We start from the raw sequence: 13414 nt of genomic DNA, 5'->3' as shown, positions 1-13414 counted from the left end.
GAGCCCCGCCCTCGGGGCGGAACGGCTGGCATTTCCAATTCTCCCATAAAACGATCAAAAAGAAATAGTTTCGAACAAAAGTTAACATATCTGCGTTGTGTGGTTTCGGCAGGGGAGGCGGTAGGCGTAAGCAGGTACGGTGGTGCCCATGACTTCGAGCATCCCTCATTCCCGCCGCTACGCATCCGGCGGCCAGTACGAACTCCGCCGCGATGATGCCTTGGCAGTGGTTACGGAGCTGGCCGCGGGCCTGCGGCTCTACACCCGCGGCGGCGTCCAGCTGACCGAAACGTACGGGGACGCGGACATCCCGCCGGGAGCCACCGGGATCACGCTGGCGCCCTGGGCCAACAGGGTTGAGGACGGGGTCTGGTACCTGGACGGCAGGAAGCAGCAGCTGGACATCACCGAAGTTTCCCGGAACAACGCCAGCCACGGCCTGTTGCGCAACGCCTCGTACGCGCTCGTGGACGAGTCGGAGTTTTCGGTGACGCTGGAAGCCCCGATCTTCCCCCAGCACGGATACCCCTTCCTGGTCCGGCATCGGGTGCAGTACGAGCTGGCTGAGGACCTGGGCCTGGTGGTCCGCCAGACGCTCCTGAACGATTCCCAGTCATCCGCACCCTTCGTCCTCGGCTCCCACCCCTACCTCAGGCTAGGTGACGTGCCTGCCGAGGATTTAGTCCTCACGGTGGACGCCGGCAGCCGGCTTATTGCGGACGAACGCCTCATACCCCGCAGCGCGGAGCCCGTCAGCGGGGAACTGGACCTGCGCGGCGGCCGGACCGTTGCCGAACTGGACATCGACGTCGCCTACACGGACCTGGTGCTCGACGGCGGCGTGGCGCGGCAAACGCTGCAGGCGTCCGATGGCCGCAGCGTGAGCCTCTGGCAGGACGAATCGTGCGGCTACGTCCATGTCTTCGTCACGGACAAGTTCCCCGGCAGGCCAAAGGCTGTGGCCATCGAGCCCATGACCGGCCCGGCAAATGCGTTCAACAGCGGCGACGGCCTGCGCTGGCTGGCAGCGGGGGAGTCCTTTACCATGACCTGGGGCATCAGCGCGTCCCTGTAGTCCGGCACTTCCACTAACCGTGTCTGGCCCGTGCCGGGGCCCGGCGGCTGGTGGCCGTGGCGGTTTCCCATCGGGGCTCAGCTGGGGAAGTATAAGGCTATGACGCCAGCAGAGGACGCCGCACCAAACCATAGCCCCGACGTTCAACCCGATGCTAAAACAGCAGGGTTGCCCGACGCCGCAGCGGCTGCGCCTGCGGCAGCCGCATCTGCACCTCCGTTGCGGGTGCTCACGGACCGCGAACTGGACCAGGACATTCCCTACGGTGTGCGGATCGCCGCCTCGTGGGCCTGGCGGCTGGGGCTCATTCTCCTGGTCAGCGCCGCGCTGATCTGGCTGCTGAGTAAGATCAGCTTCCTCATCATCCCCGTGATGGTGGCAGCCCTGCTGGCCGGCCTGCTGAGTCCCATCACACGATGGCTCAAGGCCCGGCGGGTCCCGAGCGGCGGCGCCGTCGCCATCACCGTGCTGGGCTTCCTCGGCCTCATCGGCGGCTCCCTGGCGCTCGTGGGACGGCAGCTTGTCCGGGGATTCAGCGAGCTGTGGAGCGAAGCACTGACCGGGATCCAGCAGATCCAGGGCTGGCTGGCGGACGGTCCGCTGCACCTGACGGCCGCCCAAATCGACCAGTATCTGCAGGACGTCACGGCCGCACTGCAGAACAACAGCAGCAGCATCCTCAGCGGCGCCCTTTCATTCGGAAGCACGGCCGGGCATTTTGCTGCAGGACTCATCCTCGCCTTGTTCATCCTGATTTTCTTCCTCCTTGAAGGTGACCGGATTTGGGGTTTCCTGGTCCGTCTGCTGCCACGGAAAGCCCGCGCCGCCACCTTCGGTGCAGGCCGCAAGGGCTGGACGTCCATGGTCAGCTACGCCCGCATCCAGATGTTCGTCGCTTTTGTGGACGCCGTGGGTATCGGCGTGGGCGCAGCCATCATCGGAGTGCCGCTGGCGCTTCCGCTGGGAGTTCTGGTCTTCATAGGCTCCTTCATCCCCATCGTGGGCGCCCTGGTCACCGGAGCCGTGGCGGTGCTCCTTGCCCTCGTGGCGAACGGCTGGGTCAACGCGCTGGTCATGCTGGGGATCGTGCTGCTGGTCCAGCAGCTGGAGAGCCACATCCTGCAACCGCTCGTTATGGGCAAGGCCGTGGCCCTGCACCCGGTGGCGGTCATTCTGTCCGTGGCGGCCGGTTCCTACCTCGCCGGAATCCCGGGCGCACTCTTCTCGGTGCCCATCCTTGCCGTAGCAAACTCGGCGATTCGATATATTGCTGCCAGAACGTGGGAACATGAAGGTGTGCTGGCTGCGGCGGGCCCGGATGTAACCGGGGACTCCGGATCCAGCCAAGACAACACCTTCAAGGATGTCTACCTTCCCGGTGCGCATCCGGGCCGCGGCAATGGAGCCGCACAGTCAACGGGTACTCCCGCCGGACATGCCGGCCCGGACGCCCCAGCCGAATTCCCCAAAGGAGACTAGTACGTGAAAACCCTCAATAGCCTGCCCGTCACGCTGGACAATGTCCTGGAGGCGCAAAAGCTGCTTGAGGGGATCATTACCCGGACCCCGGTGGAATCGTCCCGGGCGTTGGGCAGCATGGTGGGCGGCGACGTCTTCTTCAAGTGCGAAAACCTCCAACGGGCCGGCTCGTTCAAGGTCCGCGGCGCCTACGTCCGCATGGCCAAACTGTCGGCCGAGGAGAAAAAGCGCGGCGTGGTGGCGGCCTCGGCCGGAAACCATGCGCAGGGCGTTGCCGTGGCAGCGAAGAGCCTGGGCATCAAGGCCCGGATCTACATGCCGCTGGGTGTTGCCCTGCCCAAGCTGGCGGCCACCCGCAGCCACGGCGCCGAAGTGGTCCTGCACGGGCATAACGTGGACGAAGCACTCGCCGAAGCCCAGCGCTATGCCGATGAAACCGGCGCGGTCTTTGTCCACCCGTTCGACAACGTGGACGTCGTTGCCGGCCAGGGTACGGTGGGGCTGGAAATCCTGGAGCAGATCCCCAATGTTGACACCATCCTGATGGGCGTCGGCGGCGGCGGGCTGCTGGCCGGCGTGGCGGTTGCGGTGAAGGCACGGGCCCGGGAGCTGGGCCGGGACATCCGGATCATCGGGGTCCAGGCCGAAAACGCTGCGGCCTACCCGCCGTCGCTCGCCGCGGACGCCCTGGTGCCGTTGAAGAAGGTCTCCACCATGGCCGACGGCATTGCCGTGGGCCGTCCCGGGCAGCTGCCGTTCAGCATCATCAGGGAACTCGTGGACGACGTCGTGACCGTCAGCGAGGATTCCCTGGCCCGCGCGCTGATCTTCCTGCTCGAACGCGCCAAGATGGTGGTGGAACCGGCCGGTGCCGTGGGCGTGGCCGCCCTGATGGACGGGAAGATCGAGAATCCCGGCACCACGGCAGTGATCCTCTCGGGCGGCAACATCGACCCCATGCTCATGCTCAAGGTGATCCAGCGGGGCCTTTCCGCTGCAGGCCGGTTCATGACGGTGCGCATGATGCTCGATGACCGGCCCGGTTCGCTGGCCACCATCGCCCGGATCATCGCCGAGAACGATGCCAACGTCACAGGCCTGGACCACACCCGCGTGGGCGGTTCCATCAGCATGGGAGACGTGTCCATCACCGTCAACCTGGAAACCAAGGGCCACGAGCACTGTGAGCAGGTCCTGGGCGCACTCCGTGCCGAGGGTTTCCAGCCGATCGTGGTCCACTAGGGGCCATGGTGCTTGACGCTTCGGGGGGACGGGCGCAAACGAGGCATACGCCTGCCGCACGCGCACAGGGCGGGTTGCTGGTACTGGGGCTCTTCGTCGCGCTGCTGTTCGCGATCGAACTGGTCAACGCTGCCACGTTCCATTCCCTGAACAGGACGTTCGGCCTCCGGCCGCGAAGCGCCGACGGCCTGCTGGACATCCTCACGTTCCCGCTGTTCCACGCCAACCTCGGCCATGTGGTTTCCAACGCACTGCCGCTGATGATCTTCGGCTTCCTCGTTTTTCTGTCCGGGCTCAGGGTCTTCCTCACGGCAGTGGCCTTCAGCTGGTTCGGCTCAGGATTGTTGGTCTGGCTGATCGGCGGCTGGGGGATCACAGTTGGCGCCTCGGGCCTGGTCTTCGGCCTTTTCGCGTTCCTGCTGGTGCGCGGGTTCTTCAACCGCAACTGGTGGCAGATAGCGCTGTCGGTGGTCCTGTTCCTTACCTACGGCGGAATCCTGTTCGGCGTCCTCCCCGGGGTGGCAGGCTTTGTCTCGTGGCAGGCCCACCTGGGCGGTGCCCTCGGCGGCGTCGCCGCGGCCATGCTGCTGAAGCCCCGGCGCTTTCCGCAGGAACGCCCGGCGACGGAAAGATAAGCCTTAACGAACGACGCCGGCCGTCCCCGCGAAGGGGAGGGCCGGCGTCGTTCGTTGAAAGGCTGTTACCGCGGTTCCGGAGCTGAAGCCCCTAGCCTGCGTACGGCTTGGCGGACATGATCTCCACCGTGATGTCCTTGCCGTTAGGTGCGGTGTAGCTGAGCTTGTCGCCCTCTTTGTGGCCAACGATGGCGGAACCCAGGGGGGACTTTTCGCTGAAGACATCAAGGTCCGAGTCGCCCGCGATCTCGCGTGAGCCGAGAAGGAACGTCTCCTCGTCGCCGGCGATCTTTGCCACGACGATCATTCCGGGCTCGACAATTCCGTCGTCGGCCGGGGACTCGCCCACGTGGGCGTCGCGGAGAAGTGCGGTGAGCTGGCGGATGCGGGCCTCGATCTTGCCCTGCTCCTCCTTGGCGGCGTGGTATCCGCCGTTTTCCTTGAGGTCGCCTTCCTGGCGTGCAGCTTCGATTTTCTGGACGATTTCCGCCCGGCCGGCGCCGGAGAGGTGGTCCAGCTCTGCCTTCAGGCGGTCAAAAGCTTCCTGGGTAAGCCAAGCTGCAGTTGCGCTGTTGGTGGTAGACACGGACTTCTCCTTTTTCGTGGTCAAACAAGTTTGAGATCAAACAAGCAAAGACCCCGCCACGGTGGCCACTTGTGGGACTCAGTAACCAGCTCAGCGGGGTAAAGGTATTGGTCCATTGTAGTCAATGCAGTGGACAAACCAAAGAAGGCCTGCGGTGTGGGTCACAGCTGTACTCCGGAAGCGGGACGGGAACTGCGGCCGGCTACTTGTCCGCGTCCGGAATCCAGCAGCTGTCCACCACACCGGAAACTGAGAGGGACTCCGTGCGCACCACCGCGCGGTGGACCGTGGTGCGTCCGCCGTCGGCGGTGGCGTCAGCCGGGTTCGGCCCGATATCCACTACCTTCCAGCCGACCACGGCGAATTTGGAATCCAGTGCCTTGACAGCGCATTTGACGCCGGTGGCGGGATCCTTGGTGACCTGGAAATCGATCTCCGCCTGGGTGGCGTCCGTGGTGCTGTAGCCGATGTCCTTGAACGTCACGGTTTCGCTGTTCAGGGAAGTGGAGATCCATGCCATGAAAGCTATCCCGGCAGCGAGTGCAGCTATTCCGATGTTCCTCTTGGCCTTCCGGGAGAGGGCGCGCTTTTGGCCCCCGTATCGATTGGCTAGGGTGGTAGTTGCCGGGGGCGAAGTGGCCGGTTGATCCTCGGAAGTCACCATTCCAGTTTAGTGTGGATCCAAACGGGAAAATTCCGTCCCGGCACCCCTGACCCGCAACCTTGAAAATCCGAAGAAAGTGAGCCGTTTCAGATGACAGCGTCCGCAAGCCAGTCAAAGCCGCTCCGCCTGCTGGCCGTTCACGCTCACCCTGACGACGAATCGAGCAAGGGCGCAGCCACCATGGCAATGTACGCCACGGCAGGAATCGACGTCATGGTGGCCACCTGCACGGACGGATCGCGGGGCGACATCCAGAACCCTGCCGTGGAAAACGAGGCTCACCCCAAGCGCGACATGGCCGGCGCACGGCGCCTGGAAATGGAAAACGCCGCCAAGGTGCTGGGAATCCGCCAGCGCTGGCTCGGGTTTGTGGACTCCGGCCTGCCCGAGGGTGACCCGCTTCCGCCGCTGCCGACAGGCTCGTTTGCCCTTCAGCCGCTGGAACGGGCGGCTGCCCCGTTGGTCAGGCTGGTGCGCCAGTTCAAGCCGCAGGTCATCGTGAGCTACGACGAAAACGGCGGCTATCCGCACCCCGACCACATCATGGCCCACCGCGTGGCGGTCGAGGCGTTCGAAGCCGCCGGCGATCCGGAACGGTACCAGGGCATCGGCGAGCCCTGGGCGCCGAGCAAGCTCTACTATGACCGCGCCTTCAGCCCCGACCGCTTCCGCGCACTCCACTTTGCGCTGGAAGAGGCAGGGCTGCAGTCGCCGTACGCCCAGCGGCTGGCAGCCTGGCTCGAGACCGATGCCGAGGGCCACACGCTGCCGGCCCCGACGCATCCCACCACCACGCAGATTGACTGCGGCGACTATTTTGAAGCCCGGGATGATGCGCTCCGCGCCCACCGGACCCAGGTGGACCCGCTGGGATTCTTCTTCGCCGTGTCCCCGGACATGCAGCGCCGCGCCTGGCCCTGGGAGGACTACACCCTGATCCAGTCCCGGGTGCCCGTGGAACTGCCGGAAAAGGATCTCTTCGCAGGGCTAAGATAGAGCCAAGCCCATTTCTATGACCCGTAGAAGTCAGGGCCATCATTACGTTCCACAGAAGGTTTAACCGTGCATCACTTGCTCATCGCCCTCGCGACGGCCCCGGCACCCAGCCCCACGCCGTCCCTGCGCCCGGGCCTCTCAGAAGACCAGGTGACTCCGGGCATGTGGGGTTTCATCATGACGGCCTTCTTCGTCCTGGCCACCACGCTGCTGATCGTGGACATGGTGCGGCGCATCCGCCGCGTCCGCTACCGCGCACAGGTCGAGGAAGAACGTATGGCTGCATTGACTGCCGGGGATCAGGACACGCTGGAGGCGCCGGGAACCGGCGATTCGGGCACGCAGACTTCCGGCACGCAGACTTCCGGCACCCAGTCCTCCGGCACCCAGACTGCCGACACCCAGGGCGGTGCCGGCCTCCGGACGGAATCAAACGGTGATGAAGGCCGCGGACGCAGCTAGCGGCGGAGCCGGCACAGCCCGGCCCGGGGCAGCCAATGCCCTGGGCGGGGAACCTTCCGCGTACCTGAGGCAGCACGCCGCCAACCCGGTCCACTGGCGGCCCTTCGGCGATGAGGCGTTCGGCTTCGCAGCGGAGCGAGACGTCCCCGTCTTCCTGTCCATCGGCTATGCCGCGTGCCACTGGTGCCATGTGATGGCGCACGAATCCTTCGAGGACCAGGAGACAGCGGACTTCCTCAACGCCAACTTCGTGGCCATCAAGGTGGACAGGGAAGAGCGTCCGGACGTGGACGCCGTGTACATGGCCGCAACCCAGGCCATCAGCGGCGAAGGCGGCTGGCCGATGTCCGTTTTCCTCATGCCGGACGGACGCGCCTTCCATGCCGGGACCTACTTCCCGCCGCGGCCCCTGCCCGGACGGCCGTCGTTCCGCCAGGTGCTCGAGGCGGTCCGCGATGCCTGGCTGGAACGGCGTGAAGGCGTCGAACAAAACGCCGAGTCCCTGGCGCGGGGGATGGCCGAATCCCAACTTGCGGCTGCCGTCCAGTTGACCGGTTCGCCGGATCCTGTGGATGCGGAACTGCTCACCGAAGCAGTCCGCGTCCTGGCCCGTTCCGAAGACCCGGACGACGGCGGATTCGGCACCGCGCCGAAGTTCCCGCCGTCGCCCGTGCTGGAATTCCTGGTCCGGCACGCTGCGGTGGCATCGGATACCTCGGATGCGGCCAGGGACATGGCGGGCCGGACGCTCGCCGCGATGGCCCGTTCGGCGCTTTTCGACCAGCTGGACGGCGGCTTTGCCCGGTACTCCGTGACCCGTGACTGGTCCGTGCCGCACTTTGAAAAAATGCTTTACGACAATGCCCAGCTGCTGCGCGCCTATGTCCACTGGGTCCGGCTCGGCGGCGATTCCGTGTTCCCCGCCAGCGAGGCGGGGGATGTTGCCGCCCGCACTGCGGACTGGATGATCGAGGCACTTGGCGTCGCCGGCGCTGGGCAAGCGGAGGCGTTCGCCTCATCCCTGGACGCCGACACGGTGGTGGACGGCCAGCACCACGAGGGGGCCAGCTACCTCTGGACTCCGGCGGAACTGCAGGACGTCCTGGGACCTGACGACGGCGCCGCTGCGGCGCGGCTGATGAATGTCCGGGCCGAGGGTACCGTGACGGCGGCGGCTTCTCCGCTGCATCCGGGGCGCCGGCTCGACGATGCCGGGAGCGCCCTGTGGGACCGGATCCGGCCGCGCCTCCTGGCCGTGCGTTCCGGGCGTCCGCAGCCCGCCAGGGACGACAAAGTGGTGGCGGGCTGGAACGGGCTGGCCGTCGCCGCGCTGGCCGAAGCAGGGGCGGTCCTGAACCGGCCCGACCTGGTGGCTGCGGCCGGGCAGGCTGCCGTTTACCTTGAGCGGGTCCACTGGCGGGCTCCGGGCGCAGGGGGCCAGGGCGCCGGGCCCGGCACCCTGGTGCGGGTGTCGCATGCCGGCCAGGCGAGGGGGATCGGCGGGCTGCTCGAAGACTATGCCTTCTGCGTCGACGGACTCCTGGCCCTGTACGGCGTCACGGGTGCCGAGCGCTGGTACCAGCTGGCAGAAGCCATCCTGGAGGCCGCCTGCCTGAGGTTTGGTGCGGACGGAACGCTGGTGGACACTGCCGGGGAGTCCTCCCAGGTTTTCAACGCACAGGGGCAGCGGGCCGGCCTTGAGCCCTTCGACAACGCCACACCCAGCGGCGCGGCCGCCTTTGCCGGTGCCCTGCTGAGCTACTCGGCACTCTCCGGTTCCGCCGACCACCGGATCATGGCGGGAAACATACTCTCCCTGCTCCCGCCCCTGGCGACTCGTGCGCCCCGGGCGGCAGGATGGCTCCTGGCCACGGCGCAGGCCGCGCTGGCAGGCCCGGTGGAGGCCGCCGTCGTCGGACCTGACGGTCCGGCGCGGGCGGCACTCCACCACGCGGTGCTGCTGTCCGCCAGCCCGGGGCTGGTGGTTGCCGTGACGTCCGACGCCGGGGGGCCGCCTGCCGGTCCTGTCCCGTCCGCCGTGCCGCTGCTGGAGGGCAGGACAGCGGCGCCCGACGGCTCGCCGCAGGTGTTCCTCTGCCGCGGGATGGTGTGTGACCGCCCGGTGGGAACCGTGGCCGAACTACTGGAGCGGCTGGCTGCGATGGCCGGATGACGACGCTGCCGCACGGGCCTCATCGTTGCAGGCAGCCGCTAGGCTGGCCGGCCGAGGACCGCGATGGCGATGGCGATGAAGTGTGCCGCAAAAGCGAACACCGTGAACGCGTGGAAGAGCTCGTGGAAGCCGAAGTGCTGGTAACTGAAGTTTGGCTTCTTGAGCGCGTAGAAAACGGCCCCGGCTATGTAGAGGGCGCCGCCCACACAGATCAGGACGGCGGCGGCAATGCTGGCCGCGAAAAAGTCCGGCAGGTAGAACAGTGAACCGCAGCCCAGGGCGATGTAGATGGGCACGTAGAGCCAGCGCGGCGCATGGGTCCACAGCAGCCGGAACAGAACCCCCAGGATGGCGCCGGACCAGATGACCCACAGCAGCACTACTGCCTTGGGACGTTCCAGCAGGGCCCACGCCAAGGGCGTGTAGCTGCCTGCGATCACCAGCATGATGTTGGTGTGATCCAGGCGCTTGAGGACGATCTTGACGCCGGGCGACCAGTTGCCGCGGTGGTACACGGCGCTGATCCCGAACAGCAGCACCCCGGTCACGGCGTAGACGGCAGAGGCGATTTTCAGGTCGGCAGTGGGGGCCAGCAGGATCAGGACAAGCCCCGCCGCGAAAGCCAACGGTGCGGTAACGGTGTGGATCCAGCCACGCCATTTCGGCTTGATCATCAGGAGTTCCGCGAGGCGGACTGCCGCATCGTCCATCGGGCTTGATTTCCGGCCGCGGCCTGCTCCCGACCCCGAGTGGGGAGTATTGCTTTCCATTGCTCAAGAATAAACTACGTTCCAGTAAGTTACTTTTCAGTAACTCCCTGGGCTGACCGAAAGGTGGCACTCCGTGCACCGGGTGCCGGTTGCGGGCAGGTAGCCTAGGAATGCACTGCCGTCGTACATCAAGGAAGTCAGGTGAGTCTCCGGATGGAGTGGCCCGGGATCCTCTATGGCTTCTACGAACGCAAGCTCCTGCGCTCGCTGGACAAGGACCGAATCCCCAGACACATCGGCGTGATGGTGGACGGCAACCGCCGCTGGGCCAAGCAGTTCAATGCGCCCACCAGCCAGGGACACCAGGCAGGGGCCGACAAGATCCACGAGTTCCTCGGCTGGTGCCAGGAACTGGGCGTCAAAGTGGTCACGCTCTACATGCTCTCCACCGACAACATGAACCGCTCCGGCGAGGAGCTGGACCTGCTGATGGGCATCATCGCGAACACCCTTGACCGGCTGGATGAGGATGCGGACATCTCCGTCCATGCGATGGGCGCACCGGAACTCCTTCCCGACTACCTGGCCGACCGGCTCAACAAGCTCACGGCCCGGACCCCGGCACATGAAAAGATCCACGTCAACGTCGCTGTGGGTTACGGCGGACGCCGTGAAATCGTGGACGCCGTCCGGGAACTCCTCCACGATGCCGTGGCCAGGGGCAAGGACATCGGCAAGCTCGCGGATGAACTTAGCGTCGATGACATTTCGCGGTTCCTGTACACCCGGGGGCAACCGGACCCGGACCTGGTGATCCGTACATCGGGAGAGCAGCGGCTGTCCGGTTTCCTGATGTGGCAAAGCGCCTACAGCGAGTTCTACTTCTGCGAGGCGCTCTGGCCTGCCTTCCGCAAAGTGGACTTCCTCCGGGCATTGCGCGACTACGCCGGCAGGCAGCGGCGCTTCGGCTCCTGACAGCGGCCTGCCTGCATGGAAGGCCCGTCATGGCCGGTTCACGCGGAGTTCACGTGACCGCAATAAGAATCGCCGACGAATGGTTTGGGAAACAAAGCCGCGGGGAATTACGTTGAGTCCATTAGCAGGCAAAATGCCGGCTAATCGGGGAGGCCAGTACATGGAGCGGATTTTCGCACCGGATGTATGGGAGGCCGGAACCGGCCTCGTGGCCGATCCGCCTCACCTATAAAATATCCGGGCGTGCGCCCCGGGGCTGGAGTCGATGTGGCTATTTCTGAACAACTGCCCGACGTCATTTCCGACCAGGGAGAGAAAGCTACCTCTCGCGCCAAGCGAGCCACCTCACAGACCGGTGCAGCGAATCATCACGCTGCGGCCGGTCTTGCTGTATCCGGCGAAAAGGCCGGGACAGACGACACTCTGTGGACCTTCGTCATCGACACCTCGGTATTGCTCTCGGACCCCCGCGCGCTGCTGCGTTTCGCGGAACACGAAGTCATTGTCCCGATCGTGGTCATTACGGAGCTTGAGGGCAAACGGCACGACCCCGAGCTGGGATACTTCGCCCGCAAGGCGCTGAGGCTCCTGGATGACCTCCGGGTCCAGCATGGCGGGCTCGACCACCCCATTCCGCTGGGCGACGACGGCGGCACCCTCATGGTGGAGATGAACCACATCTCCGCTGAGGTGCTGCCCGCAGGCTTCCGCGGCGGGGACAACGACAGCCGAATCCTCGCCGTCGCCAAGAACCTCGCCAACGAGGGCCGCAACGTCACGGTGGTCTCCAAAGACCTGCCAATGCGCGTCAAGGCCTCGGCCATGGGACTGCTCGCCGATGAGTACCGCAACGAACTGGTGAAGGACTCCGGCTGGACCGGCGTGGCCGAGGTCGAAGCGAGCGAAGAGGAGGTCTCCACCCTTTACGGCCACGAACCCGTCTTCATTCCGGCGGCGGCAGAGATGCCCGTCAACACCGGACTGGTGCTGCTCTCCAACCGGGGTTCCGCCCTGGGCCGCGTGGGCGCGGACAAACAGGTCCGGCTGGTCAAGGGGGACCGTGACGTGTTCGGGCTGCACGGCCGTTCCGCGGAACAGCGGCTGGCCATCGACATGCTAATGGACCCGTCCGTCGGCATCGTGTCGATCGGCGGCCGTGCGGGCACCGGAAAGTCGGCGCTGGCGCTGTGTGCCGGCCTCGAGGCCGTGCTGGAACGCCGCGAACACCGCAAGGTGATCGTCTTCCGGCCGCTGTACGCGGTGGGCGGCCAGGAGCTCGGCTACCTGCCCGGCTCCGAAGCGGAAAAAATGAACCCGTGGGCGCAGGCCGTCTTTGACACCCTCGGAGCCCTGGTCAGCCAGGAAGTCGTCGAGGAAGTCATGGACCGCGGCATGCTGGAAGTCATGCCGCTGACCCATATCCGCGGCCGCTCGCTCCATGATGCGTTCGTGATCGTCGATGAGGCGCAGTCGCTCGAGAAGAACGTGCTCCTGACAGTGATGAGCCGGATCGGCCAGAACTCGAAGATCGTCCTGACCCACGACGTCGCCCAGCGCGACAACCTGCGGGTCGGCCGGCACGACGGTGTTGCCGCCGTCGTCGAAACCCTTAAGGGGCACCCGCTCTTCGGGCACATCACCCTGACCCGGTCCGAGCGCTCGCCGATCGCGGCACTCGTCACGGAACTGCTTGAAGGGGCGGAAATCTAGCACCAGCACCTGTGAAGGGCCGTGGCCGGGTGCGCCCCGCCCCGCCACGGCCGGTCGCCTACAGCCCCAGGTATCTGGCCGTGGCTTCGTGGCCTTCCACTTTCAGCGTCCAGTCGGGGCGCTTGAAGGTTTCCGGGGTCACCCGGACCTTCTGCACATCCTGCCTGACGCCGCCCCAGGCCGTGCGGGTGACACCGTTCAGCTGGTAACCAAGGGAGCGGGAGACGCCCAGGGATTTTTCGTTCCAGGCGGCTGCCTCGGACTCGGCGACCTCCGCTTTCAGGTGGTCAAAGGCGTAGCTGACGACGGCGGCGCGCATTTCCTTGCCGAGGCCCCGGCCGTGCACGGACTTCCGGAGCCAGGAGCCCGTGGTGACTGTCCGCAGGGTGGCGAAATCCTTGGCCTCGATGTCCTGGCAGCCGATAATCCCGCCGTCGTGCCAGATGCCAAGCAGCATCGTCCAGGCGTCGGGGGAAATCCCGGCACGGCAGCGCCAGTACCACTGCGCCATGTTGGCGCCCAGCTTCTCAGCGGGAAATTCGTTCCACGGCGTGCTGAAGGGGCTGCGGCCCGGTTCGCTGATGCCCGAGAGCGCGGCTTCGACGGCGGCAGGGATGTCGTCGTCCCGGATCGGCCGCAGCACAAGCCGGGGCGTGGTCAGGGTCAGGCCCAGGGGTGGCCAGATGGCGGTGAGGTCGGTCATCAGG

The 13414-nt window shown here is 65.9% G+C and carries 13 protein-coding genes; 9 read left to right on the top strand and 4 right to left on the bottom strand.

The annotated features are described in order from the left end of the window. Window positions 1–148 precede the first annotated feature (148 nt). The 4 genes from AC1DRE_RS12085 (at window position 149) to AC1DRE_RS12070 (ending at window position 4431) form a co-directional block, all read left to right on the top strand. Window positions 149–1075 carry an aldose 1-epimerase family protein gene (locus AC1DRE_RS12085; RefSeq protein ID WP_476984858.1) on the top strand — a complete coding sequence of 309 codons (927 nt, stop codon included), beginning with the start codon at window positions 149–151 and terminating at the stop codon, window positions 1073–1075. A gap of 99 nt (window positions 1076–1174) precedes the next feature. Next, on the top strand, window positions 1175–2554 hold the full coding sequence (locus tag AC1DRE_RS12080; protein WP_476984857.1) for an AI-2E family transporter: 1380 nt from the start codon (window positions 1175–1177) through the stop codon (window positions 2552–2554). Between the two features lie 3 nt (window positions 2555–2557). Beyond that, on the top strand, window positions 2558–3796 hold the full coding sequence (gene ilvA / locus AC1DRE_RS12075; RefSeq protein ID WP_476984856.1) for a threonine ammonia-lyase: 1239 nt from the start codon (window positions 2558–2560) through the stop codon (window positions 3794–3796). A gap of 5 nt (window positions 3797–3801) precedes the next feature. Continuing rightward, on the top strand, window positions 3802–4431 hold the full coding sequence (locus AC1DRE_RS12070) for a rhomboid family intramembrane serine protease (RefSeq protein WP_476984855.1): 630 nt from the start codon (window positions 3802–3804) through the stop codon (window positions 4429–4431). A 91-nt stretch (window positions 4432–4522) separates the two neighbouring features. On the opposite strand, the gene greA is transcribed toward AC1DRE_RS12070, so the two are convergent. Together greA and AC1DRE_RS12060 are read right to left on the bottom strand one after the other, a co-directional pair. Further along, complete coding sequence (gene greA / locus AC1DRE_RS12065) at window positions 4523–5017, bottom strand: transcription elongation factor GreA (protein ID WP_104172736.1); 495 nt, start codon at window positions 5015–5017, stop codon at window positions 4523–4525. 202 nt (window positions 5018–5219) lie between these two features. Beyond that, complete coding sequence (locus tag AC1DRE_RS12060) at window positions 5220–5681, bottom strand: DUF4307 domain-containing protein (protein ID WP_476984854.1); 462 nt, start codon at window positions 5679–5681, stop codon at window positions 5220–5222. A 90-nt stretch (window positions 5682–5771) separates the two neighbouring features. Between AC1DRE_RS12060 and mca the strand changes: the two genes are divergently transcribed. The 3 genes from mca (at window position 5772) to AC1DRE_RS12045 (ending at window position 9312) form a co-directional block, all read left to right on the top strand. Further along, the gene (mca, locus tag AC1DRE_RS12055) at window positions 5772–6677 is read left to right on the top strand and encodes a mycothiol conjugate amidase Mca (RefSeq protein WP_476984853.1); all 906 of its coding nucleotides are present in this window, start codon (window positions 5772–5774) and stop codon (window positions 6675–6677) included. 66 nt (window positions 6678–6743) lie between these two features. Then, complete coding sequence (locus tag AC1DRE_RS12050; RefSeq protein ID WP_476984852.1) at window positions 6744–7139, top strand: hypothetical protein; 396 nt, start codon at window positions 6744–6746, stop codon at window positions 7137–7139. Further along, window positions 7117–9312 carry a thioredoxin domain-containing protein gene (locus AC1DRE_RS12045; RefSeq protein WP_476984851.1) on the top strand — a complete coding sequence of 732 codons (2196 nt, stop codon included), beginning with the start codon at window positions 7117–7119 and terminating at the stop codon, window positions 9310–9312. The genes AC1DRE_RS12050 and AC1DRE_RS12045 overlap by 23 nt, the downstream gene beginning before the upstream one ends. A 38-nt stretch (window positions 9313–9350) precedes the next feature. Here the strand turns inward: AC1DRE_RS12045 and trhA are convergent, their stop codons facing one another. Continuing rightward, entirely contained in the window at window positions 9351–10022 is a 672-nt protein-coding gene (gene trhA, locus AC1DRE_RS12040) for a PAQR family membrane homeostasis protein TrhA (RefSeq protein WP_476984920.1), read from the bottom strand. A 213-nt stretch (window positions 10023–10235) separates the two neighbouring features. Here trhA and AC1DRE_RS12035 point away from each other — a divergent pair, with 213 nt between their 5' ends. After that, the gene (locus AC1DRE_RS12035; protein ID WP_364120620.1) at window positions 10236–10997 is read left to right on the top strand and encodes an isoprenyl transferase; all 762 of its coding nucleotides are present in this window, start codon (window positions 10236–10238) and stop codon (window positions 10995–10997) included. 267 nt (window positions 10998–11264) lie between these two features. Beyond that, window positions 11265–12707, top strand: coding sequence for a PhoH family protein (locus tag AC1DRE_RS12030; RefSeq protein ID WP_104172731.1), 1443 nt, complete (start codon window positions 11265–11267; stop codon window positions 12705–12707). 58 nt (window positions 12708–12765) lie between these two features. On the opposite strand, the gene AC1DRE_RS12025 is transcribed toward AC1DRE_RS12030, so the two are convergent. Continuing rightward, window positions 12766–13410 carry a GNAT family N-acetyltransferase gene (locus AC1DRE_RS12025; protein ID WP_476984850.1) on the bottom strand — a complete coding sequence of 215 codons (645 nt, stop codon included), beginning with the start codon at window positions 13408–13410 and terminating at the stop codon, window positions 12766–12768. Between the last annotated feature and the right edge of the window lie 4 nt (window positions 13411–13414).

The sequence above is a fragment of the Arthrobacter sp. P4_H3 genome (assembly GCF_056400885.1).
Note: the sequence above shows the minus strand (reverse complement) of the source record. Positions and strands in the feature narration are given on the sequence as shown.